This is a genomic window from Bradyrhizobium sp. WSM3983 (genome assembly GCF_000473045.1).
In the GTDB taxonomy this organism is placed as follows: Bacteria; Pseudomonadota; Alphaproteobacteria; order Rhizobiales; family Xanthobacteraceae; genus Bradyrhizobium.
Genome location: NZ_KI421491.1, coordinates 1 through 25,909 on the forward strand (window position 1 = coordinate 1; position 25,909 = coordinate 25,909).

Genomic DNA, 25,909 nt, shown 5'->3' on the forward strand with positions numbered 1-25,909 from the left:
CGCAAGCTGATCGTGATCCTCAACATCATGATAGCGCGCGGCGAAAAATGGGACGTCAGGCGGTACGAAGCGAGCGATCCCGCTCGGCTTCCGCCGAGCGCATGCCCGGCCTAAAGACCGGTGAGCGGACGACGTCAAGGCCGTAGCCGCCGGAGGCGGTGGCGCGCACGCGCCAGCCTTGAGGTCGACCGATCACTGGTCTACTTCACAGTTGCTCCCCGGGGAGCGATGCACTATTGCCCCCGTCGCCTTGCGGATGACTGATGCGCGGTCCGGTCGGGCCTCCACATCACCGCAGGACTTGACGCACAGACCCCGGGCGTCAGGACCACACGATTTTGCCGTACGCAGATCACACCGGTCGTGCGCGCGTCGGCTCTCGCTCACGGTTGCCCGCCCTGCAAAGCTCTTCGCGCCGACGTGACCCACGCCCACCGCCATCTGGCCCGCGTTCGTGACGATCGCGATACGCCCCTCTTCCTTGGGCCGGAGTGAGGCGACACATACGCCATTTCCGAATTTCGGCAAAGTGGAATATTTTTGGCGGGTGGCATCGACCAAGGGATGGCGTGTTTTGCCCGTCGGGCAACGCAAGGAATTGTAGCTCGATGAGCGAAGCGACATCCGGATTCTAACCACGAGCGGTCCCGGCTGTCGCTTCGTTCACCCAGTTGCGGACCGATTCCGATCGAATCTAGTCCTCGCTCGACGCCGCGGAGCGGTTGCGCAGGTAGGCCTGCGACAGCAGAAAGAACAGCGCGCGCTCGCCGTGGTATTTGGCGGACGGCCGCGTGCGCTCGAAGCCGTCGGCAAATATCTTGCCGGACTGGTCGCAGACCTGCCACCGCCAACCGAACCGTTTGCGCCTGGTGAGGATCACTTCGAACATGCCGACGCGCTTGGTCCCCCTGCTCCTTGCCGGTCACGCAAGCCCACCGAGGCTGCGCCGGCCTCCCCCATTGGACGGATGCCCGACATATAACCCAGCAGGACAGAAAGCGAATGAAATTGATTATCGGAAATACGTATCTTGCACCGGTTATGACGGAGTCACGACAAGCCTGGAATAAGCCGATGCCGCCGGTGTTTCTCCGCGGCTCCGACGCGGCTTGGTGGCGCTTACAGCGATACACAGCACGGAAATGTCCGGTAAGCGAACGCTCACCGGACATTCACAACAAAGGTTAGCGGCCGACCCGCGCCTGGAGATGCGCCGGATAGCGGTCGCCTTGCACCGCCACATTGGCCAGCACCTCTGCAATGGCCGCGAGATCGGCCTGTGACAGCGTCACCGCAGCCGCGCCGAGATTTTCCTCAAGCCGGTGCAGCTTGGTGGTGCCAGGTATCGGCACGATCCACAGCTTCTGCGCGAGCAGCCAGGCCAGCGCGATCTGCGCCGGCGTCACCTTCCGCGCGGCAGCGAGTTCGCCGAGCAGATCGACCAGCGCCTGATTGGCTTTGCGTGCGCTCGATGAGAAGCGCGGTACGATGTTGCGGAAATCGCTGCTGTCGAAGATCGTGCTCTCGTTGATCGCGCCGGTCAGAAAGCCCTTGCCGAGCGGGCTGAACGGAACGAAGCCGATGCCGAGCTCTTCCAGGGTCGGCAGGATCTCCTGCTCCGGCTCGCGCCACCACAGCGAATATTCGCTTTGCAATGCGGTGACGGGCTGCACCGCATGAGCGCGGCGGATGCTCGAGGCGCCCGCCTCGGACAGGCCGAAATGCAGCACCTTGCCCACGCGGATCAAATCCTTCACCGCGCCTGCGGTGTCCTCGATTGGCACCGCAGGATCGACGCGATGTTGATAGAACAGATCGATGCGGTCGGTCTTCAGCCGCTTCAGCGCGGCCTCCGCCACCGCCTTGACGTTGGCGGGGGAGCTGTCGAGCCCGGCGTCGACCTTGCCGTCCCTGAAGCCGAACTTGGTGGCGATCACCGCCTTGTCGCGGAACGGCGCCAGCGCCTCGCCCACCAGCTCCTCGTTGACGAAGGGGCCGTAGGCCTCGGCGGTGTCGAAAAACGTCACGCCGCGCTCGAGTGCCGTCCTGATCAGCGCGATCGCCTGCGATTTCTCGGTCGCGGGGCCGTAGCCGTAACTCAATCCCATGCAGCCGAGGCCGAGGGCCGACACTTCAAGACTACTTTTGCCGAGTTTGCGCGTCTGCATCGCAGCTCTCCTTTAAACACCACGTTCGGCTGCGAATTTAGGCCGCGCACGGCGCCGCGATTAGGTGATAAAATCGGCATGTACTCATGAACTGGATTCATGAATGGCCCGCACCAACACGAACGACCTGCTCGCCTTTCTCGCCGTCGCGCGCGAGCGCAGCTTTACCCGCGCTGCCGCCCAGCTCGGCGTGTCGCAGTCGGCGCTCAGCCACACCGTGCGTGCGCTAGAGGAGCGGCTGGGCTTGAGGCTTCTCACCCGCACCACCCGCAGCGTCGCGCCGACGGAGGCCGGCGAACGGCTGCTCCGCACGATCGGGCCGCGCTTTGACGAGATCGACGCCGAACTGTCAGCGCTCGCCGCATTGCGTGAGACGCCGGCCGGCACGGTGCGCATCACCACGGGCGAGCATGCGGCGCAGACGGTCCTGTGGCCGGTGCTGGCAAAGCTCCTGCCGCGCTATCCCGACCTCAAGGTCGAGCTAGTCGTCGATTATGGCCTCACCGACATCGTCGCTGAGCGCTACGACGCCGGCGTGCGCCTCGGCGAACAGGTCGCCAGGGACATGATCGCAGTGCGGATCGGGCCGGAGATGCGGATGGCCGTAGTCGGCGCGCCGCCTATTTCGCCGCGCGCGGCAAGCCGAAACAGCCGCAGGATCTCACCGAGCACAATTGCATCAACCTCCGCCTGCCGACCTATGGCGGGATCTATGCCTGGGAGTTCGAGAAGCGCGGCCGCGTCATGAAGGTGCGCGTCGACGGCCAGCTCGTGTTCAACACAGGCCTGTTGCGGATGAACGCTGTGCTGGCCGGGCTTGGCCTCGCCTACATCCCGGAAGATCTCGTGAAGCGCGAGATCGCCGACGGCCGGCTCATCCGCGTGCTCGCCGACTGGTGCGCGCCGTTTGCGGGCTATCACCTCTATTATCCGAGCCGACGGCAGCCAACGCCGGCGTTTGCCGTGCTGGTGGAGGCGCTCAGATATCGGAAGTGAGGATTAGCGCGCGACGACTTCGACTTCGCCGTCGACGCCGTTGACGACGTTGAAGCCGCGCTCGTAGACCTTGCCCTCGTTCTTGGCGATGGCGCGGTATTCGCCTTCGGAGAGCACGACGCGCGGGAAGGCGCCGATCGATTCCTTGATCACGTCGCCGCCGGGGGTCAGCACCGACCAGGCGGTGTTGGCGAGCGCCTCGCCGCCCTTGTCGCTGACGAGCTTGAGCGTGATCACGGCGGCGCGGTGGGTGATGGTGACGTCGGTGAGCTTGCCGGCCTGGACGCGGATGTCCGAGCGCACCACCGAATTGGCGTCGCCGTAGTTGGAGATGATGTAGTAGGTGCCTTCCGGCAGCAGCACGACGTCGCCGGCGGCGACGTTCGGCACCAGCGAGGCGCGCTCGCCGGATTCGAACTGGCTGCCCTTGTAGATCGCGAACGAGATCTGGTTCAGCGGAATACGGCTGGTGCCGACGCGCCCCTCGATGCGCAGGCCCCCGGCCGGCAGCACGAAGGATTCGCGGTCGGTTTCGGCCTTCAGGCTGACGGTGCGCACCGCGCTGACGAGGCCAAAGGCGACGTGCACGACGTAGTTGCCGGGCGGCAGCACGATGTTGGGGGTCGGGTTGCGGTCCTCGCGGATCAGCTTGAAGGTGCCGTTCTCGTCGGGACGATCGGCAAACACCCGCCACACCAGCCCGCTGCTGATCGCAGGCGTGTCCTTGCCGTATTTGGCGCTCAGCGACAGCACGGCCTGTCCGGGCGCGGCGGCATTGAGGGGGGCTGCCGGCGGCACGGTCGTCACCGCGGGCGGCGGCATGCTGGGCGTATTCGGCTGTGTCAGGGTCGGCGGCAGGCTCAGGGGACCGGCGCCCGGACCGGAGGGCGGCGCCAGGCTGACGGCGCCACCGGGATCGGGCACCGAAGCCGGCGGCACTGGCGGCGGCCGGTCGGAGAAAAGCTGCGCCTGCGCGGTATTTTGCCCTGATACGAGGAGGCACGCGACAAGGACGAGCGCCGGCAGCAGCCTGCCGCCGCGCCGCCATCCGATGATGCCGTCACCCCCGAGAGTCATGCCACCTGCTTTTCACCGAAAACGCGGCAAATTCAAGCCTCTGAAACCCCAGGAATTACGGCCCGATGCAGTTCTTTGGAACCCGAATGACACCTGCGTGATTGCATCAGAGGCAACCGGCCCTCGCCACACTCCTGCCCCCAGCGTCCCGAACGCTATAAACCAAGCTTTGCCCTCTGTCTGGCGAAGCGGCAGCGCGGCGCCTACTCTGGAGTGAGGACGGCCCGGAGTAGGAGAGTTTCGGTGCTGGAGATGTTGAGAGGTCGGAGCGTGAATGGCTCCAATGGCGAGAAAGTCGGGCTCGGCAGCATTCGCAAACCGGTCATTGGCCTGGCGCTAGGCGGCGGCGCGGCACGCGGTTTTGCCCATATCGGTATCATGAGGACGCTGCTGGCCAACGGCATCGTGCCCGATGTCGTGGTCGGCACCTCGATTGGCGCGGCCGTCGGCGGCGCCTATGCGGCCGACCGGCTCGACACGCTGGAAGATTGGGCGCGCAGCCTGCAAGGCGTCCGCAACATCCTCGGCTATCTCGACATCCGTCTCGACGGCTCGGGCCTGATCGGTGGCGAGAAACTCGCAAGCCGGCTCGAGAAAGCGATCGGCCAGACCATGATCGAGGATCTCCCGATGAAGTATGCCTCGGTCGCGACCGAGGTCCGCACCGGCCACGAGATCTGGCTCACGCGCGGCCGCCTGATCGAGGCGATACGTGCCTCCTATGCGCTGCCCGGCATCTTTTCGCCCGTGATGATCGGCGACCGCTGGCTGGTCGACGGCGCGCTGGTGAATCCGGTGCCGGTTTCGGCTGCGCGGGCGCTCGGGGCCGAAATCGTCATCGCCGTCAATCTGTCCACCGATGTCTTCACGCATTCGACGACGATCTATCAGCACGGTACGAGGCCCGCGCCGGTTGCCCCAATCACTGAGAAGATTCCGGCCAAGCGCCGCTTTCCGCGCTTCTTCTCGCCGGAGAGAACCGTCAAGCGCGAGTTCTTCGGCACCGCCGGTCGTCCCGGCATCTCCTCGGTGATGGTGGATGCCTTCAACATCATGCAAGACCGCATCACCCGCGCGCGGCTCGCCGGCGATCCGCCCGACCTTCTGATCACGCCGCGGGTCGGCCAGTACGGCTGGTTCGACTTCCATCGCGCCGAGGAACTGATCGCGCACGGCACCCGCGCCGCCGAACGCGCGCTGGAGTCGATCCAGGAAACGATCGACGTGCTGGCGCCGGCGCCCGAAGGCGCCGCGCCCAAAGCGGTGGAGTAAGCTCGGCGCGTAAGGCGGCTCAGGCCGTCTTGATGTAGTCGCGCAGCGCTTCCTGCTCGGACTCGTATTCCTGGACCCGGCGCTTGACGATGTCGCCGATCGAAATCAGACCGACCACCTCGTTGTTATCCAGCACGGGAAGGTGGCGGAACTTACCGGTGGTCATCATTTCCATGAGCTCGGCGACCGTGTCGGTCTCCTTGCAGGTGACGACCTTGCGGGTCATGACCTGAGACACCGGCTCTTCCAGCACGCCCGCACCGCGCTCACCGAGCACACGGACGATGTCGCGCTCCGACAGGATGCCCTCGAGCCGGCTCTGGTCCATCACCAGCACCGCGCCGATCTTCTTCTCGGCGAGCAGCTTGATTGCGGCAGCCAGCTTCGCGTCGGGCTCGACGCTCATGATCTGGTGGCCCTTGGTATTGAGAATGGAACGTACCGTCATTGTCGCCTCCCAGAATCGGATCCGTCCGCTTTGCGCGGCCCGGACTTGTTCGCGAGTCTTCAACTAACAGTTTCGGCGCCGGTTTCACCCTTCAGGCGCTGTGCGAAGCGCAGCCTCTATGAGCTTGCTGCTTCGGAACATTCTTCCCGGGAATGATGGATGAATTCGGGCCGCGCCGCAAGCACCGCTTCAAATGCCGTCTGTAATGTCCTGTGATGACGCATGCGCAGCATCATCGTTTCGCACACGCGGCACGGGATCGAACAGCGCGAACAGCAACAGCCCTGCGAAGAAGCCGCCGATATGCGCCTGCCAGGCGACGCTCGCGCTGACGCTTTCGACGCCGATGGCGCCGACGCCGAAGATGATGTTGAGGGCGAACCACACGCCCAGGAAGCCGACGATCCGCCGGTCGCGCAGAGCCTGCAACAGCGGCAGCGCCGGAACTTTGGCGGCGGTATCGGCGTCCGAACGGCTGAACGACAGGAAGCTGCCGCGCACGAAAGCGAACCGGATCGCGGCCGCCATCGCGCCCGAAACCGAGGCCGAGGCGCCGATCATCGGCACCACCGCGTGCTCATGGGTGACGAGGTGGGCAAGCGCACCGGCGGCCGCCGTCACCGCCAGGAACACGAAGAAGCGCACCGCGCCAAAGCGCCGCGCCAGCGCGCTGCCGAACGGCAGCAGCCACAGCACGTTGAAGGCGAGATGGGCGAGATTGGCATGCAGCAGCGAATAGGTGACGAAGGTCCAGACCTTGGCACCGGCGCCGCCCTCGAATTGCAGGTTGACCAGCGAGGAATCGTAGCGCTTCGGAATGAAGCCGAAGACGTCGATGGTCCAGTTCTCCAGCTCCGGCGGCAGCAGCACCCGCAGATGGATCAGCGCCAGCAGGATGACATAGGCCGTCAGCGGCAACGGCAGCGTCAGGATCGGCTCGCGCGGGGCCTCTTCGACGACGACCGGTTGGTCTGACGGTGGTGGCGGGGAATCCAAGGCGGTTTCACTTTCAGGCGCAATCGAAGCAAGAGCTTGGAGATAGTCGCGTTTGCCGGCCTTGCGCAAGTGCACAATCGGAAAAGGCAGGGCCCTGGGAAAGCCCTGCCTGTCCGTGTCGATCTTCCTGACACTGCGGAGGAACAAGGAGTATCCCCACCCCTCCCCGCGGCCAGTGACCAAACTGTTTGACGCCCGTGTACAGACCTCGCCGAGAACCTGGAAAAAAGCGGCGAGGCTTGCGACCGCGATCACCTTAGCAGCCGCGCGGCCGGGGCAAAGCGCATAGTTAATTTAACGTTAACGACGCAAAGCCAGCCTGCGCGAGGCCAAAAACGCCCCCGCGGCATGGACGCTGCAATTCCCCTCCTGCACAACAACACAGGGATCGCAGGTGCACTGAAGCGGGACAGGTTTGTCCCATGAGGTTGCGCCCCGGGGCGAGCGTCAGTCATGAAACATCCATCAACCCGCGCATTCTTCGCGTATTGGGACAAGAAGCGCGGCAGCGCGCGGGCGCCTGACCGGGCCGATATCGACCCGGCCGCCGTGCGCGAACTGCTGGGCGACATCTTCGTCCTGTCCTGCGAGCCCAAGCTCGGTTTTCCGTTCCGCGTCGCCGGCACCCGCGTCTGCGCGCTTGCCGGCTGCGATCTCAAGGACCAAGGCTTTGCCGCGCTGTTCGCGGAAGGCAGCCGCCGCGAGATCGAGGAGATCACCACCATCGTCGCCGACGAGACGCTCGGCGCCATCGCCGGCCTCACTGCGCTTCGCGAGGACGGCAGCAAGGCCCATCTCGAATTGCTGCTGCTGCCCTTCAACGCCCGCCCGCACACGCCGGTGAGCGTAACCGGCGTGCTCGCGCCATTCGATGACGAATGCGGCGCGCTTGGCCCGTTCACCGTCACGTCGTGGCGCTATCTGCATCAGCCGGAGAAATTGCTGCCGCGCGCGATCCGCAAATTGCAGATCGCACGCGGGCTGATGGTGTATGAGGGGCTGAGGTAGAGCAACTTTCGGGCCGTGCGCACAGCGTGTGCAAACGGCCCCGACCATCATCTCTGAATCGGATGGCGATCAGACACGCCGGGCCTGCGGTCCATCAACGGAACCTTAGCTGCCACGATACGTTTGCCTGTTTGCCGGGCGAGTATCTGCACGGCAACGCGGCTCGGCCGAAGACGACGCCGTTTCCCAGCCGCTTCCGTCGAGGGATGATTACCCGTGATGGAGCACGCGACCAGAGTTGGTAATCGCCTGTTAGCTGCCTTACCGCCGGCCGACTTCGCTTTGCTTGCACCGCATTTGCGGAAGGTATCGCTCCAGCACGACGCCGTCCTGGTTCGATCGGGCGACCGGATCGATCACCTCTACTTTCCCTGTAGTGGCGCAATCGCCCTCATCATGGAGCTGCCGAACGGACAGACGGCCGCAACCGCCGTGATCGGCAACGACGGCGCCGTCGGACTCTTGACGGTGCTCGGCCCCCTTCGGTCACCCATGACGGCGGTCGTCCGCGTCGCCGGCACCGCGTTGCAAATCTCGCCCGCGCGATTTCAGACGGCGCTCGAACGCAGTCCCGCCCTCAGAAGGTTGGTTGAGCTTCTCGGCAGGGCGCTGATGACACAAATCCAGCACGTGGCGGCCTGCAATGCGCTGCACTCCGTCGAAGCCCGCCTGGCCCGCTGGCTGCTTCACATTCACGATCGGACAGAGGGCGGTGACGTTCTGCCCTTGACGCAAGAGACGCTATCGGAATTGCTCGGCGTCCGGCGTACCACGGTCACGCACGTCGTGGGCGCACTTCGAACGTCAAGGGCCCTGAAATCCAGTCGCCGCGGTCAACTCGAGATCGACAGGCAGCGACTCGAGGTCGTCGCATGCGAGTGCTACAAGGTGATGAGCCGCAGGATCGATCGGATCGTTTCGCAGGATGCCTTGAGGCTCCTTCACGCCGCGCCGCCGCCGAACGACTCCCTGCCCCCGGACTTCCCGTTCGCCAAGGCCGACTCGTAGACCCAGGCCTCTTTGGCGAACCACTCGTGCGTCGCCGCGCACATCCTGCAATATGTCCGCGAAAAGAATACCGCACTGGATCGAAACCTTTCGCGATCCATCTCGATGCCCGTCGGAATGACGCTGCCCGTTTCCGGGCACTTGATCATCACCATACCCATCTTGATTTCCTCCAGCTTGGCGTCACCTCACGGCGACGATGGCCGCCATCGGCTGAACGGCGTCTCTTCTGGCGAAGACGCTCGTCCAGCCGATCCACGCGGCCGGTAGCTTTCAAGCAGTCCGATGCAGAACCCGGTTGAAGCTCTTCTTGATCGGCTCGGTCGTCTCGATCGCGGCCGTTTGGGCCAGCTCCCAAAGCTCCCGGTTTTGGGCGGAAGCCGCTTCAAAGGTCTTGCGGCTGTGGGCGGTGGAGAGGTTCACGAGATCCGCAAACGATCTCGCATCCGCGAGCTGGGAGAGGAAGTCCAGCGCAGAGGTGGTCCTGGTGTTGGATATTTCGATGACCTTGGTGCCGTACTCGGCGGCACGCTTGGCATTGGTCGAACAGGCTTCGTAGAGAGCTCCGGTGATTTCCTCGGAAGTCGCCTTCATCTGCTCGAAGTTTGACTTGGCCCGCGCGGCGGCCGGCTCGGCGAAATTGCCGAAGATGGTCTGAATATTAAAAAAGGGTACGTCGAACTGGAGCTTTGTGCTTCCGTTGGCCATTCCATTCAGCGGAGCGGCATTCGTTTCGGCTTTCACATTGGCATCACTCACGGGCATTCATCCTTTCAAGCGAAACTAGATAATGGATTGAAGACTCCCCGACGCGTCCAGGTGCTTTCTGCACCGGGACACCAGTACTCCTACTTTCACGATGGCGGGATGCCCCTGCGGATGTGCCGCTCTCGCCCCCTGCCGGAGCCAACTATGGCCAACGACAGTCGAAGCTTCAGTTCGCTTTCAGACTCTCACCTTGATTTTAGTTCGAATCATGCGATGAAGTCGCGCAGACAACATCCTGCCTCTTTAAAGTTGCTGCAATTGCATGCGCCAACTTGAGATCAGTGCCGGCAAGCAATTGAGAAGCTTCGGTCCCCGAGCGCAGCGACCTCTTACCTGGATGACACAGCGATGTCCGACATCATCAATTTCGGTACGCTTCAGCTCCGCTTCCTGCACAGCAAGGATGACACCGGCGGCAGCGTCGACATTTTCGAAATGACATTGCAGCCGAATGCGCGGATGCCGATCCCGCACTATCACGACCGCTGGGACGAAACGATCTACGGGCTGTCCGGCGTCTCGACCTGGACGATCAACGGCACGCAGAACGATCTCGGCCCCGGAGAATCCGTCTTCATCAAGCGCGGGATTGTGCACAGCTTTACCAACCGTTCGACCGGTCCGGCGACATGCCTGTGCATCCTGAGCCCCGGGGTGCTGGGCCCGCAATATTTCACGGAGATGGCCGCACTCCTGTCGGCCGGCGCGCCACCCGATCCCGCGAAGATGAAAGAGACGATGCTGCGCTACGGATTGGTGCCGGCGCCCGCTGCGTAAAGTGTGCGACGCGAGGACAGGCTGCGCAGCACAACCCGTCCCGCGCATCTCGGACATCGCTTACGGCATCGCCAGATGCCAGGCGCCATTGAGAAAGCCGTCGCCGGTGACGTCGCCGGGCTTCTGGTCCCTGGCGAAGGTGTAGAGCGGCTTGCCTTTGTGGGCCCACTGCCTGGAGCCGTCGTCCCGCGTGATGACGGTGTAGCCGTCGCCGGCGGCGTCGCTGGCCTCGGCCTTCAGCGCCGGCCAGTTCGTCGCGCACGGGCCGTTGCAGGCCGACTTGCCGTCCATGTCCTTGTCGAACGTGTAGAGCGACATGCCCTTGGCGTCGGTGAGCACGTTGCCCTTGTCGGTCTTGCCGGTCTTGGCCGGCGGCGCCGCGAACGCGGCGGAGGTGATCGCGAGCGACGCAACGAGCGTGAGCGCGAGGCGGAACGAGGAAATCGTCATGATGTCTCCTGTCATGCAATTGGCTTGCACGAGGTAGGACGCCGCAATGCGTGCGGTATTCCTCAAAATGGCGCAAAGATATTTTTGGCTGCGCACGTCAGCGCGGCGGAATAAATTGCGATGGTTGATACGGAACAATCGAGATGAGCAGGCCGCATTGGCGCCGCGCGCACGCCGGAGACCTCACCGCGATCAGCGCGATCGCAGCACGGATTCATCCTGATCTCCCCGAGCGTCCCGAAGTGCTTTCGGAAAAGATGCGGCTATATCCGGATGGCTGTTGCGTGCTTGCTGCAGGCAACGAGATCGCAGGCTACGGCCTCGCGCATCCCTGGATGCAGCAACGAATTCCGCAGCTCGACGGTTTCCTCGACCAATTGCCCGATGCTGCGGACTGTCTCTATGTGCACGATGTCGCCGTGCTGCCCGACTTCCGCGGCGGCGTGGCGCGTGCTTATGTCGCAGAGATCGAAGAGCTCGCGCGATCATCCGGCATCGCGACGCTTGCGCTGGTCTCGGTCTACGGCACGCGACCGCTGTGGCAGCGTCTCGGCTTTGAGCCCGCCACACCGGATGCGGCGCTACGCGCCAAGCTCGCAGCCTATGGCGCGGGCGCGACCTACATGCTGCGCGAGCTCACCCAATAGCCGCCTGCCGCGCCGCAGTTCAGCTGCGGTGCTTCTTCTTACCCTTCTTGCCGGAGGCGCCCGGCCATTCGGTGACCGACGGCGCATATTTGGCGTCACTGGACTTGTTTCCGAATTTCTTGTCTTTCTTCCCAAACGCCGGCTTGCCGAATTTGCCGTCGTCGTGAGGCCCAACATGAGGCTTGGCGTGCGGCTTGCCTTGGTGCTTGGCGTCAGGCTTTCCCCGCGACCTGTCGTGCTGCTTCGGCCCCTTCCAGGGATCGTCGCGGACAACATGATCGCCGTCACCTTCATTGCGCTGCGGAGCGCGTGAGCGCTTCTCCGCCGGCACCTGCGCTTGCGGCGCACCCGTCATCGGCTCGAGGCGGATATTGTCTTCCTTATCCGGACGCTTGATCTTGGCCGCGAAGGATTCCGCAACCCGCTCGGAAATTTCGAACTCGGTCGTGGTGTCCATGATCTTGATAGCGCCGATGTCGCCCTTGTCGATGCCGCCACGACGGCAAATCATCGGCAGGAGCCAGCGCGCTTCCGCGTTCTTTCTTCGTCCGATGTTGGCCCGGAACCATACGGTGGCCTCTGTCATGCCATGCTTCGGCGACGATTTCCCCGATTTGGGTCGAGGCCTCTCGGAGCGGTCATCGCCGCGCGGCGTCCGATCGCTGCGCGATGTCCGATCGTCGCGGCCGCGATCGTCACGCGGGCGGCCACGCGCCTCGCCGGGATCGAGGATGTCTTCAGGCGACGGCAGTCGCGCGCGATAGAGCCGCGCGAGCGCTGCGGCGATGTCCTCGGCCGACCGCTCGGCCAATAAGGCCTTCGCCAGCTCCAGATCGTCGGCGGTCGTCTCCTCGGTGAACAACACGTCCTTCATGCGCTCATGATCGAGTTTGCGGATCTCATCCGCCTGCGGCGCCGTGCCCCAGTTCGCCTCGATGCCGGACAAATTTAGCAATACCTCCGCACGCCGCCGTCGGACGGGCGGCACCAGCAGGACGCTGACACCCTTGCGGCCCGCGCGCCCGGTGCGGCCCGAGCGATGCTGCATGACCTCAGGGTCGTTCGGCAGGTCTGCATGAATCACGAGGTCGAGGCTCGGCAAATCGATGCCGCGGGCGGCAACGTCGGTCGCGACGCAAATGCGGGCGCGCCCGTCCCGGAGCGACTGGAGCGCCAGGGTACGCTCGTTCTGCGTCAATTCACCTGAGAGAGCGACCACGGAGAAACCGCGCTCCAGCAGCGCCGCCTGCAAATGCCTGACCGCATCGCGCGTGTTGCAGAACACCAGCGCGCTCGGCGACTCGTAGAAGCGCAGCACGTTGACGACCGCATGCTCGACATCACCGGGAGCAACCCGGATGGCGCGATACTCGATGTCGGCGTGACCGCCCTCGTCGCCCGCAACCTCGATCCGAAACGCGCCCTGCTGATACTGCTTGGCCAGCGCCACGATGCCACGCGGAAATGTCGCCGAGAACAATAAGGTACGTCGCGTCTCCGGCGTGGTCTTGAGGATGAACTCCATGTCCTCGCGAAATCCGAGATTGAGCATCTCGTCGGCCTCGTCGAGGACGACGACCTTCAATTCCGAGATGTCGAGGCGGCCGCGCCGCAGATGATCGCACAAGCGGCCGGGTGTGCCGACGACGATATGGGCACCCGCGGCAAGCTCGCGCTGCTCGCGGCGCGGATCCATGCCGCCGACGCAGGAGACGACGCGTGCCCGCGCGTGCTCATAGAGCCATGTCAGCTCGCGCTGGACCTGCAGGGCGAGCTCGCGGGTCGGCGCGACGATCAAAGCCAGCGGCGCGCCGGCCTGCTCAAACCGCTCGGCATCCTCAAGCAGGTCCTTGGCCATCGCCAGTCCGTAAGCGACGGTCTTGCCCGAGCCGGTCTGGGCCGACACCAGGAGGTCGCGGTCGACGGCATCCGCGCCGAGGACGGCGAGCTGAACGGGCGTCGGTGAATCGTAATTGCGCTCAGCCAAGGCACGGGCGAGCGGCGGGGTCAGGGCCGGAAAAGACACGGGATGGAAAACCTTGGTTGGTTCAGGCGCGGAATGGCGAACCGAAGGGCCTGACGCTGTAGTCGCGGCAGAAGGCCCTGTCACACGCGTGATGATTTGATTTGGACGCTCTTTACGCCAGGTGCGGCCAAATCACCATGCTTTTGATGCATGGCATTTTAGACGGGGTGAACAAGGTCGTGGGGCCTCCACCAGCGCTTTTTGGTTCGCATTGACGCCTCCAGAGCGCCTTTTCGGTCGAAACGGCGGACTTTTGCGGTCATCTCGCCTAAATTGTGCGCGATCAGGCGTGCCAAGGATGCATGTATGACCTCGTTGGGCGGACGTCAGTGTGGCGACTGCACGCTTTGCTGCAAGGTGATGGCGATCGAGGCGCTCGCCAAGCCGGCGGGCAGCTGGTGCTCCCTTTGCAAGCCCGGCCGCGGTTGCGCGATCTATGCCGACCGGCCTGCCGAATGCGAAAGCTTCAGCTGCCTCTGGCTCGCCAACGATCTCCTCGACGAGCGCTGGAAGCCGAGCCGCTCCAAGCTGGTCGTGACCACGTCCGAGGACGGCCTCGAAATCCGCTGCGACCCGGGCTCTCCCAATGCCTGGCGCAGGGAGCCCTACGCCGCCGACATCCGCGCCTGGGCCAAGGAAGGCGAGCGCAGCGACATGACGGTCGTCGTGATCGTCGGCCAGCGCATGATCCTGATCACGCCGGAGCACGAATTCGATCTCGGCATCGTCGGACCGGATGAACGCATCGTGCGGGAGCTGGAGGGCACGAAGGTTGTGGGCGCTACGGTGGCGAAGGACAGCGGGATCAGTCGCAGTCAAACCCTTGTCAGGCCCGGCGCTCGATCCCAAATCGCTTCTCGACCGGATCAACGCGACAAGGATGACACATGACCGACAGCATATCGCTGGCCGACAAGCTATCGACCTTCCACGACCACTGGTCACCGCGCACGATCGCGACCTTCAACGATTGCGATGTGATGGTGGTGAAGGTGAAGGGAGAGTTCACCTGGCACAAGCACGACGACACCGATGATTTCTTTCTCGTGCTGAAAGGCCAGCTGGACATCGAATTGCGGGACCGCATTGTGACGCTCGGGCCGGGCGAGCTGTACGTCGTGCCCCAAGGCGTCGAGCATCGCCCGGTGGCCCGCGAGGAGGTTCATCTCATGCTGATCGAGCCGAGCGGCACGCCGAACACCGGCGACAAGGCCACGGCCGCAGCGCGCAAGCTGGCATAGAAGTCGCGGCTCTAATCCCTTGATGTCACGAGCCTGCTGAAGCCGCCGGCCAGCCTCGCTCTGGCCCGCACGACAAAGTCCTTCGCGGCTTGGCTCAGGGCGCGGATGGCACGCCAGGCCTCGGTGGCCTGCAGCCATGCCCTCATCGCGGTGAACTTCCCGTAGCCCCACGCGAACGCTGGAATCCGCATCAGCTTGTCACGCGTGAGATGGAACAGGCGCTCGACCAGCACCAGCTTGAGCAGCTCGCAGCCGACAAATGCCGTCATACCGCTCAGGAACTGACCGGTTGCGACGAGGTACGCGGCCAACGGCTTGATCGGTTCCAGAATGATCACGGGCACGGAAAACAGCGCAAGCGACGGATAAGGCGGCAGCGATTTGATCCAGGTCCGCAGCCGCTTGAATTCAAAATGCCGCGCCAGCCAGCGGGAGATTGGCATCGCCACGGCCATGAACAGCGCATCCACCAGGAAGTAGATGGCGGCCAGGACGTAGGTGATGGGTTTCAGAATTCGCTTCACGATGACTCTCCCGTGAACTGAAAGCCGGAACTGGGGCCTAAGTTTCACCCCGACGTGAATAACTCGCGGATTCCCTGTGGAACTTTTTGGGCACTTGCCCCGGCCTGCCTCAGATCTCGGCATATATCTCCAGAAGATTGCCGTCGGGATCCCGGAAGAACAACGTGCGATGCCCAAACGGCTGGTTCGTCGGTGGCGACAACAGCGCCACGCCCTGACGCGCGAGTTCGTCGGCGCAGGCATCGACCTCGGTTGCCGAGACCTTGAAGGCCAGTTGCAGTGAGGCGCTGCCCGCCGGCGTCGGCGCATCGGTCGCGGTCCGGCTCGGTCGCGCCAGCGCCAGCGTGTTGCTGCCGAGGCCGTACTCGATCCAGTTCGGCGACAGCTCGCGCAGCAGGGGTAAGGCGAGCACGTCCTCGTAGAAGCGCCGCATCGCGGCCATGTCGCGCACGAAGATGACGGTGTAGTCGATCGCACGGATGGCGCTGAAGGGCGAGCGGGGCGCAGATTGGTTCGATGGCTGCGTCATCGACGTTTCCCTCACCTCAACTGGCAGGCGCATCCGTCACTCCGCGCCGTTCTGCTCCATGCGATCGGCGATGAATGTGCCGTTGGGCTGGTGGAAGACGATCTGGCCGATCTCATCGCCCTCTCCCCGAAACTCGACCGCAAACCCTTCCAGCTCGACGATGCGAAACCGGCGGCCCTGCTGTGGCTCGAGGCGATAGGCCGGCTGGAAGTCCGGCTTCAGAATGAGCCTGCCTTCGCTGTCCAGGGTCACGCGATGGGTGATGGCGCCGCTCCTGAACTGCCCGACGCAGCGCGCGCGGAATACGGGATCGACGCAATCGCCGGCGGCGCGACGCTCAAACACGATATCCTTCACTGTCGGCTCCAGCGGCACCGACAAGTGCACAATGTTGCCCTCGCGATCGGTCTGGAAGGTGATTGGGATGTTATCCGGATGGAGCTGGTCGATGATCTCCGGCGTGACGAACGTCTCGAAATGCCAGTGCGACAGCGGCGCGCCCATGCCGCGCCATGACCAGTGCAGCGCGCCCTCCCGCTCGCGGATCGAGATGACGCCATAGGCAGGATGGGCATAGTCGGCCGCATAGGCCGACAACACATGCGCCGGCCTGGTGTCCTTGTGACGCGCCTTCTCGCGCGCCTCCTTGTCGGCCGGGATATGGGCTATGACGTCGTCGCGCATCTTGCGGAAGCGAGAGAGCCAGTCGACCGGCTCCCGGCCGCGCAGCCGGTCGATAATGTACCACGTCAGAATTGTCGGTATCTCACTCGAGCTGCGATTGGTCAGGACGGCGACGCCGATGCCGGCCTCCGGCACCAGCGTCATGAGCGAGCCCCAGCCGGTCCAGCCACCGCCGTGCCACATCAGGCGCTCGCCGCGGTAGGTGTTCGATTGAAAACCCAGCGCATAGTGTCCGTGGCCGAATTCGGGAAACTCCGACTTGCCGACGTGCGCCAGCGGCGTGTGCAGTTGCTCCACCAGCGCCGCCGGCAGCAGGCGCTCACCCTCGAATTCGCCCTTGCCGAGATGCAGGCGCATCCAGTTGGCGAGATCGGCGACCGACGTGTTGATGGCGCCTGCGGCCGTGGTGCGGATCGGCAGCCGCAGTGCCGGCAATCGCGTGTCGACGTCCATCATGTAGGGACGCGCGGGCTCCGGCCCGGCTTCGTGCTCGTCGAGCGAGAAGTTGACCGTCATACCGAGCCGGTTTGTCAGGCGCTCGCGGACGAAGGTTTCAAAGCTCTGGCCGCTTACGCGCTCGATCAGGAGACCGGCGGCGTTGTAGCAGAGATTGCTGTATTGCCAGGTGGTGCGGATGTCGCGGCTGAGTTCGAGGTGCCGCATCAGCGGCAGCATCTCGGCCGGCGCAAGATCGCCGGGCAGATGGATCCAATCGTGCCGCGGCAACCCCGACTGATGACTGAGCAGGTCGCGAATGGTGACGCGTTCGGTCGCGACCGCGTCCGACAGGCGAAACTCCGGCAGATAGTCGCGGACCGGTTTGGTCCAGTCGAGCAACCCTTCGTTATGCAGCAATGCGACCGCGGTCGCGGTGAACGACTTCGTGATCGAGCAGATCACGAATTGCGTGCGCGGCGTGACCGGGAGATCGGCCTCGATGTCGCGCTGGCCATAGGCACGCGTGAGCGCGACCTTGCCGTCCTGCACGACGGCGAGAGCGGCGCCCGGCACCTTCCAGACGGCCATGGCATCCGCGGCGAGCCGGTCGATGTCCGGGACAAGAGATGCGAGCGGGGTATCAGGAATCTCGGATGAACTGTTCATGACAAATGCGCGGCCCTCCAAGTGCACACGCTAGCAACATCAACGTGAAATGGAAAGCTGCAGCGAGGATTTTCGCGGGCTGTTTTGAGCCGGCGAGCAGCGGCGTGGCCACGGTCGCGTCGTCATCGAGACCCGCATAGGTGCGCCGCTTGGCTTCGACCAAAAATGCCGCGAGATCGTGGAGGATGGACGGCATCGCCTAGCCCACCAGCTCCGGCCACGGCACGATGGTCGACTTCACCGTCTTCATCGCCATGGCATCCTTCACCGCCTGCGCGACGCCTTCTTCCGTGAACGGATAGATCGTCTGCATCTTCAGCCAGGGATATCTGTCGCGGGTGCGGTAGAGCATGTCGACGCCGAGCGGGAGATCATTACCCGTGAAGCCCCAGGATCCCAGCACGTTGAGGTCTTTTGTGCAGATACGGTGCCAGGAGGTCTCGATCGAGCCGGCGTCGGTGAACTGGCCCATCTCCACATAGGTGCCGCCGTCGCGCAGCATCTCGATGCCTTCGGGGCCCGCGGTCGGATGGCCCGAGCAATCCATCACCAGATCGGCGCCAAAGTGGCCCACGATCTCGCGGACGTGCGCGATGCGCTCCTGCGGCGATGTGATCTCCTCGATGTTCACGGTCGCTTCCGCGCCGAACTCGCGCGCGAGCTTGAGCCGCGGCTGTTCCGGCGCACCGACGCAGATCACACGCCCTGCCCCCATCTCTTTTGCCGCCGCGACCGCCAGAATACCGATCGGGCCCGAGCCCTGGATCACCACGGTGTCGGCCCAGGTGAAGCCGCCGGCGCGGGTCGCACGGTTGAAGGCGCGGATGCAGGAGGTCAGCGGCTCCGACAGCGCGCCGAGGCGCAGCGACATGTCGTCGGGCAGCTTGTAGATCTTGGTGCCCGGCAGCATGTCGAGATCGACATAGACATATTCGGCCCAGCCGCCCCATAGGTGCGGCGCCTTGTCGAAGCCGAGATAGCGGCCGTAATAGACCGGCGTCAGGCACTTGTTGGCGGTCTGCGGATAATGGATGCAGTAATAGCAGTGCCCGCACGGCATCAGCGGCGGGATCATCACCTTCGATCCGACCTTCAGCGGCTTGCTCATGAAGTCTTCGGTGAACTCGTCGCCGCATTCGACGATGATTCCGCCAAGCTCGTGCCCGAGTGTGAACGGCCAGGGCAGCGGTTTCGGCCAATGTCCCTTCAGGATATGCAAATCGGTGCCGCAGACGCCGCACGCACCGATCTTGATCAGAGCCCCCTTGCGGCCGACCTTCGGCCACGGCACGGTTTTGATCACGGGCTCGCTGCCCGGTCCTGCGTGGGTACAGACGCGGATCTGTTCCATGGCTGTTTCCTCGCCGCTCGTCTGTATTGATTGTTGGGTGCGGGCGTGGCCAAAGCGTATGTGAGATGCGCAGTCGTGCCAAGCGCGAGTCTCGTAACCCGCTTGAGCGCAACACATGCCGGAAGAGAAAAACCCGGATGTTGCTGCGCTCATGCCTGAGGACGAAAGCGGTCCGGCGCAGCCGGTTGACTCCGGAGCATTGCCACCGCACGCTCTTCGCAACGGCTGGGGAGTTGAGGCATTGCGCAATCGCTGGGCTATTCTTGCGATCCTGTTCGTCGTTCGCCTCGCCATCGCGTTCCAGTTCCAGAGCGTGGCCGCGGTCGCGCCGCTGCTTGAAAACACATTCGGCGTCGGGCTTGCCGATATCGGCATCCTGATCGGGCTTTATTTCACCCCGGGCGTCGTGCTGGCGCTGCCGGGCGGCGCGATCGGGCGGACCCTTGGCGACAAGCCGACGACGATCGCAGCGCTGCTGCTGATGACGGCGGGCAGCCTGGTGATGGCGACCACCGACATCTGGGGCCTGCAGCTGGCAGGCCGGCTCGTCTCCGGCGCCGGCGGCGTGCTGCTGACGGTGCAGCTCACCAAGATGGGCACCGACTGGTTTGCCGGTCAGGAGATAGCAACCGCGATGGCGATCTTCGTCAACTCCTGGCCGGCCGGCGTTGCGATCTCGCTGCTGGTGCTGCCGGCGATCGGCACCGCCCATGGCGCCGGCGCCGTGTTCGCCGCAACGGGTGCGCTGAGCGCGATCGGCGTTGCGCTGATCATGTTCTATCAGCCGCCGCCGGGCGCAACAGTCGGCAAAGCCGGCTCAGCTCGGCTCGATCCGCTCGCGCTGCTCGCGGTGATCGTCGCTGGGCTAATCTGGGGCCTCTATAATGTCGGCTTCGCCATGATCTTCTCGTTCGGCCCCTCTTTGCTCGCCGAGCGCGGCTGGAGCATTGCCGCAGCCGGCTCGGCCATCAGCGTCGTGATGTGGCTCTCTGTCGTTTCGGTGCCGGCCGGCGGCTATCTCGCCGATCGCTTCAAGCGGCCCTTTATACTGGCGATCGCGGCCAGCCTTGTAGTAGCCGCCCTGCTGGCCTGGCTGACCCGGTCGGATGCCGTGATCACGATCCTCGTCCTGATCGGCCTGATCGGCGGCCATCCGGCCGGCCCGATCATGAGCCTGGCCGCCCGCGTGCTCGCCCCGGAGACCAGGGCGATCGGCATGGGCGTGTTCTACACCCTCTTTTATGCCGCGATGATGCTGGGACCGGCGGTGGCCGGGCGGCTCGCCAAATCGGCAGGCACGGCGGCCGTCGCGCTCGACCTCGGCGCGCTGACGGTGCTGGCCTGCCCGCCCCTGATGTGGCTTTTCGAGCGCATTGTGTCTGTCCGTAATCGACGCGCCAAATCATAACGCGGCATTAACCCTGTGCACCTTAGGGTCGTGCCGGACTCCGCCCGGGCGGGGGGTCGGGTAGTGAAAATGGCGTTGGCGAATAAAAAATTTCTTCCGGCCGCCGAGGAACGTCGGCGTTTCCAGCGGGTGAAGGTGCACCTGCTCGGCCGTTACATGCTGCCGGATCGCCGTGAATTCCCCTGCCAGGTGATCAACATGTCGCCCGGCGGGCTGGCACTGCTGGCGCCGGGCATCGGCAATGTCGGCGACCGCGTGGTCGCCTATCTCGACCATATCGGCCGCGTCGAGGGCAAGATCACCCGGATCATCGACAACGGTTTTGCCATGACGGTCGGGGCGACGCCGCGCAAGCGCGACAAGCTCGCCGCCCAGCTGACCTGGCTCGCCAACCGCGACATCCTCAACCTGCCGGAGGACCGCCGCCACGACCGTATCGTGCCGCGCAACCCGATCGCTGTGCTGACGCTTGAGGACGGCACCAAGATGACCTGCCGCATCATCGACCTCTCGCTGTCCGGCGCCGCCATCGCGGCGGAGAACCGTCCGCCGCTGAAATCGACCGTTCTGCTCGGCCGGGTCCAGGGCCGCGTGGTCCGGAACCTCGAAGACGGCTTCGCGCTGGAGTTCTTGCATTCGCAGCCGATCGAGACACTCGAAGAGAGCGTTACCGCGCGGTAAAGCGAAAGCGCGCTAAAACCCCTGTTTTCTAGGCCTCAAAGGCGGCTTCCGCGCGGACGCCGCCTTTTTCGCGTCTGGCTGCCGCCCCACGCGGGTTAACGCGCGGCCTGTTCGCGCACTGAAACAGCCCTTCCGCCAGCGTTTCCGCGTTAATCCCTACAATTTGAATCAATTGCAGTATTCTCAAAATTTACTCGAATTTTCTTCAAGTATAGATCGAATTCGCCGCGTCTTTTACTTGTATTCGTCTCGACTTGACTTGGCTGACTTAGCGGCAACTCAAATGCTCCGTGCGAAATGTGGTCCCAACAAGAAACGGGGGCCGCAATGTTGGACTTCAGGGGACAGGGGAAGGCACTGGCGCTTGCTGCCATGCTCTTCGGGATCAGCGCGACAGCGCAGGCCGGTGAAAGCCGTCTGCTCTACGCGAGCCTCGGCGACACCGCGCGTGCGCCGATCGGCTGGGTCGAGTTTTGTGCAGAGAATACCGCTCAGTGTCAGGGCGGGCCGACGCAGCCGCGCGACATCGTGATGTCGCAGACCGCGTGGCGCGACCTGACCAAGGTCAATCGCTGGGTCAACGAGACGATCAAGCCTTTGACCGACCAGGACCACTGGGGCGTGATCGAGAAGTGGTCGCTGCCGACCGACGGTTACGGCGACTGTGAAGACTACGTGCTGTTGAAGCGCAAGATGCTGATCGATGCCGGTTGGCCGCGCGAGGCCCTGCTCATCACCGTCGTGCGCGACAAGAAGGGCGAAGGACACGCGGTGCTGACGGTGAAGACCGACAAGGGCGAGTTCGTTCTCGACAATCAGAACGAGAGCGTCGTTGCCTGGACGGAGACCGGCTACCGCTTCGTCAAGCGTCAGTCGCAGGCCGATCCCAACGTCTGGGTCTCGCTCGGCGACACCAAGCCGGCGGTCTCCACCGCCAGCGCAAGAGACCAGTAGAGACAAACAAACGAGTTACGCGACCCGGTCACATCCCCACCCCTCCCCGTCCCAGACCGGTTCGCGCGCGGCCAGCCATCCCCCAATGGCTGGCCGCAACTCTTTTTGGGAGATGACGTGAGGCAGCTTCGCGAGGTGCAACCAACATCCGCCTTCGTCAGTGCGGCAGGAGGTTCTTGTAGACCTTGCCGCCCTTCATGATCACGACAAAATTCTTCGCGGGATCTTCGACCAGCGTGATGTTGTCGAGCGGATTGCCATCGACCAGCAGGAGATCGGCGAGCGCACCCTCTTCGACCACGCCGAGCTTGCCGGGATAGGGATTGCGCGGGCCCGACAGGCTCAGCAGTTCCGCGTTGGTCGAGGTCGCCATGGCCAGCGCTTCGGCCGACGTGTACCAGCGCGTCAGCGCGGCCAGCATCGAACCCTGCTTTTCCGCCAGCGCCTGCGAGAACAGGACGTCGGTGCCGAACGCGGTCTTGAGGTGATACTTCTTTGCCAGCGCATAAACGCGGTCGGTGCCGGCAACGACCTGCCGCATCTTGTCCTGCTCCGAAGGCCCGAGCGCGGCGGCAGCGGACATATCCAGGAACGGCTGCGTGCTCAGCCAGATCCCCTTCTCCGCCATCAGCCTTGCGCTCGCCTCATCCATGAGGTGACCATGTTCGATGCACCTGACGCCGGCTGCAATCGAGCGCTGGATCGCAACCGGCGTATAGGCGTGTGTGGCGACGTAGGTGCCCCAATTGTCTGCGGCTTCGACGGCGGCACGCAGCTCGGGCTCGGTGAAGGTGGAGACGTCGAGCGGACTGAACGGCGAGGCCACGCCGCCGCCCGCGGTGAGCTTGACCTGGGAGGCACCCTGCATCAGCTGTTCGCGCGCGCGCACGCGCACTTCGTCGGGGCTGTCGGCGACCATGCTGCCGCCGATCCGCTCCATGCGGCTGAGCATGCCGCCGATGGATCGCGGCAGATCAGAGAGCTGGCGGAAGTCGCCATGACCGCTGGTGATGGTGATGATGGCGCCAGAGGGATAGATGCGCGGACCGGCGACGAGATCTTCGTCGATGGCCTGCTTGAGACCGAAGCTCGGCCCACCCATGTCGCGTATGGTGGTGAAACCGCGCATCAGCGTCGCCGTTGCCTCGCTGGCGGCGAGCAGATTGTTGTAGCCGATATCGCCCGCGAGCGCGGCCATCGGCGTCGGGCGCACCAGCATCGCGTGCCAATGCGCATCGATCAGCCCCGGCATCAGCACGCGGCCACCGCCGTCGATCACCTGGCCGGTGGCTGCGATATCCGCGGTCGAAATCTTCTCGATCTTTCCATCCCTGACGAGGACATTGGACGCGGCTGAGAGCGTTCCATTCTTTCCATCGAAGATTTTGACGTTGCGGAACAGAACGGCAGCATCCTGCTGGGCCGGCGCTGGCGACGCACTGGAGAGAAGCACTGCAAGCAGCACCGCGAGCCCGGCCGGTGTCCTCAAACCCCACATGTCTGTTCTCCACGCTCGCGCGTCCGCGCCGCGGAACACCTGCAAGGCGCCGGCGAGCTTGGCACCGAGCATCGGCTTCCGCTCATCGACGGCCGAACGCAACGCCATTGCATTACTGCGCGGAGCGGCTTCGGCTCCTGCGAGCGCCGCTCCAGAACTCACCGCACTACGGCAGTTGATGCCCTTGATCAAGGGAAGTCAATTTGCAACTCAAGGGAGATTCTGCAATTCATACGAGTCCGACGGAGCCGCATCCCCGCAAACGTTGGCGTGAAATTTCGGCTCGCTGCCCTAGAAGCCCGTGCGGCTCGCTTAAGCGCCCAACACGTCAGCGAGCCGCAGTTCGTCGGCGGCGGGATCCTTCAGAAACAGCTCGGCCTCGATCTCGTTCAGATGCGACAGCATCTGCGCACGCGCGGCCTGCTTGTCGCGCTTGCGGATCGCGGTGACGATCTCGGCGTGATGATCGGTACCGCAGGCCGGCGTGTCGTGACGGCGGTAGAGCAGGATGATGAGCGAGGAGCGCGCGATCAGCTCCTTGAGGAAGCCGAGATAGATGCTGTGGCCGCTCATCTCCGCGATGAGCCGGTGGAATTCGCCCGAGAGCCGGACCGAGGCGCGCGCATCGCCGCGCAGCTCGGCCTCGCGCTCTTCAGTGAGATGCTGCTGAAGGCGATTGATCCAGGGCGGCGAGACAGCGTCGACAGCGTGATCGACGATGGTGGGCTCGATCAGGCGGCGCGCCTCGAACACTTCGCGGGCGTCCGCCGGCGTCGGACGCGCGACGAAGGCGCCGCGGTTCTTCTCGATGTTGACGATGCCCTCATGCGCGAGCTGCTGCAGCGCGGTGCGGACCAGCGTGCGGCTCGCGCCATAGATCTCGCCGATCTCGTCCTCGCCGAGCTTGGTGCCCGGCAGCAGGCGATGCTCGAGGATTGCCGCGGTCACGCCCTCCCTGATCCGGCTGACGCGATCGCTCACGTCGGGCGTATCGGATTTCGGGCGGGTTTTGGCGGCCATTAGTTCGAGGGGCTGGGTTTGAGGGCTCGGTCGACGACGTTCGCTCTCGAATGGTAGTCGACGAGCTGTATCCAATCACAGGCGAAACTTTATACAATCTACGCCCATTTTGTGTGCATACTACCGACCACGCGGCGGGCCGCACAGCTCCGCTGGATTCGATCTAACGATTTGACTCCACTGCACAGTTCTAAGATTCGGCCGGCCAAGGGCGGTTGGCACGGACCTTGCGGAGAGACGCGGAGTACCGCCCCTCCTTCGGACATAGCATGGCCACTCCTGCCGCTCTCGAACTGGTCGCCGTCACCAAGCGCTACGACACGACGCTGGCGGTCGACAGCGTCAATCTCAAGATCCCGGCCGGCACCTATTGCTGCCTGCTCGGCCCGTCCGGATGCGGGAAAACCTCGACGTTGCGCATGGTCGCGGGCCACGAGGCTGTCAGCGAGGGCGACATCATCCTGGGCGCGCAGAACGTCACCGACCTCGAGCCCGCCAAGCGCGGCACAGCGATGATGTTTCAGTCCTACGCACTGTTTCCGCATCTGAGCGTGCTCGACAATGTTGCGTTTGCCCTGAAAATGCGCGGCGTCGATCGTGCGACGCGGCATAAGCGGGCCGGCGAACTTTTGGAGCTGGTGGCGATGAGCCCTTACGCCGGCCGTCTGCCGGCCCAACTCTCCGGCGGCCAGCAGCAGCGCGTCGCGCTCGCCCGCGCCCTGATCACCGAGCCGCAGATCCTGCTGCTCGACGAGCCGCTGTCCGCACTCGATCCGTTCCTGCGGGTGAGGATGCGCGGCGAACTCAAGCGGCTGCAGCGCGAGCTCGGCATCAGCTTCATCCAGGTCACCCACGGCCAGGAAGAGGCGATGGCGCTTGCCGACCACATCGTGGTGATGAATCAGGGCAGGATCGAGCAGCAGGGCACGGCCCGCGACATCTTCCACCACCCCCGCACCGAATTCGTGGCGCGCTTCATCGGCGGCCACAACGTCCTCAGCGACGCCGGCAAGCTCATCGCCGTGCGCGCCGATCAGCTCGGCATCAAGCCGGTCGCTGACGGCGCATTCGGCGCGCCGGCGCTGCTGACCCAGACCGAGTACCAGGGCTCGTATGTCGCCGTCTCGCTCACGCTCGACGACGGCACCGCCCTGTTCTCCCACGTTCCGGAAGCCGCCTTCGACGTGCACCCGTTCCGTCCGGGCGATCGCGTGCTGGCCACATGGGATCCCACCAAGGCGCAACGTCTGCAATAGCGCCATCATCTCTAGAAA

Annotated in this window: 26 protein-coding genes and 1 pseudogene; 12 read left to right on the top strand and 15 right to left on the bottom strand. The window is 64.3% G+C overall.

The genetic code is table 11. From position 1 onward, the window contains the following. Positions 1 to 694: 694 nt before the first annotated feature. Positions 695 to 889 (bottom strand): hypothetical protein, encoded by a 195-nt coding sequence (locus YUA_RS0142930; protein WP_018322145.1) that lies wholly within the window; start codon positions 887 to 889, stop codon positions 695 to 697. A gap of 295 nt (positions 890 to 1,184) precedes the next feature. Continuing rightward, positions 1,185 to 2,168 (bottom strand): aldo/keto reductase, encoded by a 984-nt coding sequence (locus tag YUA_RS0142935; RefSeq protein WP_027536171.1) that lies wholly within the window; start codon positions 2,166 to 2,168, stop codon positions 1,185 to 1,187. 103 nt (positions 2,169 to 2,271) lie between these two features. Between YUA_RS0142935 and YUA_RS46745 the strand changes: the two are divergent. After that, positions 2,272 to 3,164, top strand: a pseudogene (locus tag YUA_RS46745) (LysR family transcriptional regulator). 3 nt (positions 3,165 to 3,167) lie between these two features. Here the strand turns inward: YUA_RS46745 and YUA_RS0142945 are convergent. Next, positions 3,168 to 4,241, bottom strand: a complete 1,074-nt coding sequence (locus tag YUA_RS0142945; protein WP_027536172.1) for a hypothetical protein — start codon at positions 4,239 to 4,241, stop codon at positions 3,168 to 3,170. Between the two features lie 243 nt (positions 4,242 to 4,484). On the opposite strand from YUA_RS0142945, the gene YUA_RS0142950 reads away from it, so the two are divergent. Continuing rightward, entirely contained in the window at positions 4,485 to 5,513 is a 1,029-nt protein-coding gene (locus tag YUA_RS0142950) for a patatin-like phospholipase family protein (RefSeq protein ID WP_027536173.1), read from the top strand. A 19-nt stretch (positions 5,514 to 5,532) separates the two neighbouring features. Here YUA_RS0142950 and YUA_RS0142955 read toward each other — a convergent pair whose 3' ends face one another. Together YUA_RS0142955 and YUA_RS0142960 are read right to left on the bottom strand one after the other, a co-directional pair. Next, positions 5,533 to 5,961, bottom strand: a complete 429-nt coding sequence (locus YUA_RS0142955) for a CBS domain-containing protein (protein ID WP_027536174.1) — start codon at positions 5,959 to 5,961, stop codon at positions 5,533 to 5,535. Between the two features lie 189 nt (positions 5,962 to 6,150). Then, positions 6,151 to 6,957 (bottom strand): rhomboid family intramembrane serine protease, encoded by an 807-nt coding sequence (locus tag YUA_RS0142960; protein ID WP_027536175.1) that lies wholly within the window; start codon positions 6,955 to 6,957, stop codon positions 6,151 to 6,153. A 453-nt stretch (positions 6,958 to 7,410) separates the two neighbouring features. On the opposite strand from YUA_RS0142960, the gene YUA_RS0142965 reads away from it, so the two are divergent. Beyond that, the gene (locus tag YUA_RS0142965) at positions 7,411 to 7,965 is read left to right on the top strand and encodes a PAS domain-containing protein (protein WP_027536176.1); all 555 of its coding nucleotides are present in this window, start codon (positions 7,411 to 7,413) and stop codon (positions 7,963 to 7,965) included. A 219-nt stretch (positions 7,966 to 8,184) separates the two neighbouring features. Next, positions 8,185 to 8,973 (top strand): Crp/Fnr family transcriptional regulator, encoded by a 789-nt coding sequence (locus YUA_RS0142970; protein WP_035973196.1) that lies wholly within the window; start codon positions 8,185 to 8,187, stop codon positions 8,971 to 8,973. 273 nt (positions 8,974 to 9,246) lie between these two features. Here YUA_RS0142970 and YUA_RS0142975 read toward each other — a convergent pair whose 3' ends face one another. Beyond that, positions 9,247 to 9,738: a phasin gene (locus tag YUA_RS0142975; protein WP_245285403.1), complete on the bottom strand. Its 492-nt coding sequence runs from the start codon at positions 9,736 to 9,738 to the stop codon at positions 9,247 to 9,249. Between the two features lie 351 nt (positions 9,739 to 10,089). On the opposite strand from YUA_RS0142975, the gene YUA_RS0142980 reads away from it, so the two are divergent. After that, positions 10,090 to 10,518 carry a cupin domain-containing protein gene (locus tag YUA_RS0142980; protein WP_027536179.1) on the top strand — a complete coding sequence of 143 codons (429 nt, stop codon included), beginning with the start codon at positions 10,090 to 10,092 and terminating at the stop codon, positions 10,516 to 10,518. Positions 10,519 to 10,578: 60 nt separating this feature from the next. Here the strand turns inward: YUA_RS0142980 and YUA_RS0142985 are convergent, their stop codons facing one another. After that, on the bottom strand, positions 10,579 to 10,968 hold the full coding sequence (locus tag YUA_RS0142985) for a hypothetical protein (RefSeq protein ID WP_027536180.1): 390 nt from the start codon (positions 10,966 to 10,968) through the stop codon (positions 10,579 to 10,581). A gap of 143 nt (positions 10,969 to 11,111) precedes the next feature. On the opposite strand from YUA_RS0142985, the gene YUA_RS0142990 reads away from it, so the two are divergent. Continuing rightward, complete coding sequence (locus tag YUA_RS0142990; RefSeq protein WP_027536181.1) at positions 11,112 to 11,615, top strand: GNAT family N-acetyltransferase; 504 nt, start codon at positions 11,112 to 11,114, stop codon at positions 11,613 to 11,615. Between the two features lie 19 nt (positions 11,616 to 11,634). Here YUA_RS0142990 and YUA_RS0142995 read toward each other — a convergent pair whose 3' ends face one another. Continuing rightward, positions 11,635 to 13,641, bottom strand: coding sequence for a DEAD/DEAH box helicase (locus YUA_RS0142995; protein WP_035973199.1), 2,007 nt, complete (start codon positions 13,639 to 13,641; stop codon positions 11,635 to 11,637). Positions 13,642 to 13,947: 306 nt separating this feature from the next. Here YUA_RS0142995 and YUA_RS46750 point away from each other — a divergent pair, with 306 nt between their 5' ends. Continuing rightward, a complete protein-coding gene (locus YUA_RS46750) occupies positions 13,948 to 14,532 on the top strand; it encodes a hypothetical protein (protein WP_051383662.1) in 585 nt (194 codons plus the stop codon). After that, positions 14,529 to 14,882: a cupin domain-containing protein gene (locus tag YUA_RS0143005; protein ID WP_027536183.1), complete on the top strand. Its 354-nt coding sequence runs from the start codon at positions 14,529 to 14,531 to the stop codon at positions 14,880 to 14,882. Before YUA_RS46750 ends, YUA_RS0143005 begins: the two co-directional genes overlap by 4 nt. A gap of 11 nt (positions 14,883 to 14,893) precedes the next feature. Here YUA_RS0143005 and YUA_RS50805 read toward each other — a convergent pair whose 3' ends face one another. The 5 genes from YUA_RS50805 to YUA_RS0143025 all read right to left on the bottom strand — a co-directional run bounded on the left by YUA_RS50805 (position 14,894) and on the right by YUA_RS0143025 (position 19,074). Beyond that, a complete protein-coding gene (locus YUA_RS50805) occupies positions 14,894 to 15,406 on the bottom strand; it encodes a hypothetical protein (RefSeq protein WP_027536184.1) in 513 nt (170 codons plus the stop codon). Positions 15,407 to 15,515: 109 nt separating this feature from the next. Next, a complete protein-coding gene (locus YUA_RS50810; RefSeq protein ID WP_027536185.1) occupies positions 15,516 to 15,935 on the bottom strand; it encodes a VOC family protein in 420 nt (139 codons plus the stop codon). 36 nt (positions 15,936 to 15,971) lie between these two features. Beyond that, positions 15,972 to 17,723: a serine hydrolase gene (locus YUA_RS0143020; protein WP_063627856.1), complete on the bottom strand. Its 1,752-nt coding sequence runs from the start codon at positions 17,721 to 17,723 to the stop codon at positions 15,972 to 15,974. Continuing rightward, positions 17,698 to 17,919: a hypothetical protein gene (locus YUA_RS49685; protein ID WP_051383664.1), complete on the bottom strand. Its 222-nt coding sequence runs from the start codon at positions 17,917 to 17,919 to the stop codon at positions 17,698 to 17,700. Before YUA_RS49685 ends, YUA_RS0143020 begins: the two co-directional genes overlap by 26 nt. 3 nt (positions 17,920 to 17,922) lie before the next feature. Then, positions 17,923 to 19,074 (bottom strand): zinc-binding dehydrogenase, encoded by a 1,152-nt coding sequence (locus tag YUA_RS0143025; RefSeq protein ID WP_027536187.1) that lies wholly within the window; start codon positions 19,072 to 19,074, stop codon positions 17,923 to 17,925. 241 nt (positions 19,075 to 19,315) lie between these two features. On the opposite strand from YUA_RS0143025, the gene YUA_RS0143030 reads away from it, so the two are divergent. From YUA_RS0143030 to YUA_RS0143040, 3 genes are all read left to right on the top strand, one after another. Continuing rightward, positions 19,316 to 20,482 carry a CynX/NimT family MFS transporter gene (locus tag YUA_RS0143030; RefSeq protein ID WP_027536188.1) on the top strand — a complete coding sequence of 389 codons (1,167 nt, stop codon included), beginning with the start codon at positions 19,316 to 19,318 and terminating at the stop codon, positions 20,480 to 20,482. Positions 20,483 to 20,551: 69 nt separating this feature from the next. Then, complete coding sequence (locus YUA_RS0143035; RefSeq protein ID WP_027536189.1) at positions 20,552 to 21,163, top strand: PilZ domain-containing protein; 612 nt, start codon at positions 20,552 to 20,554, stop codon at positions 21,161 to 21,163. A gap of 327 nt (positions 21,164 to 21,490) precedes the next feature. Next, positions 21,491 to 22,117 carry a transglutaminase-like cysteine peptidase gene (locus YUA_RS0143040; RefSeq protein WP_027536190.1) on the top strand — a complete coding sequence of 209 codons (627 nt, stop codon included), beginning with the start codon at positions 21,491 to 21,493 and terminating at the stop codon, positions 22,115 to 22,117. A 157-nt stretch (positions 22,118 to 22,274) separates the two neighbouring features. Here the strand turns inward: YUA_RS0143040 and YUA_RS0143045 are convergent, their stop codons facing one another. Together YUA_RS0143045 and YUA_RS0143050 are read right to left on the bottom strand one after the other, a co-directional pair. Beyond that, positions 22,275 to 23,615, bottom strand: coding sequence for an amidohydrolase family protein (locus YUA_RS0143045; RefSeq protein WP_027536191.1), 1,341 nt, complete (start codon positions 23,613 to 23,615; stop codon positions 22,275 to 22,277). A gap of 312 nt (positions 23,616 to 23,927) precedes the next feature. Further along, positions 23,928 to 24,635: a GntR family transcriptional regulator gene (locus YUA_RS0143050; RefSeq protein WP_027536192.1), complete on the bottom strand. Its 708-nt coding sequence runs from the start codon at positions 24,633 to 24,635 to the stop codon at positions 23,928 to 23,930. 269 nt (positions 24,636 to 24,904) lie between these two features. On the opposite strand from YUA_RS0143050, the gene YUA_RS0143055 reads away from it, so the two are divergent. Continuing rightward, entirely contained in the window at positions 24,905 to 25,891 is a 987-nt protein-coding gene (locus YUA_RS0143055) for an ABC transporter ATP-binding protein (RefSeq protein WP_027536193.1), read from the top strand. Positions 25,892 to 25,909 lie beyond the last annotated feature (18 nt).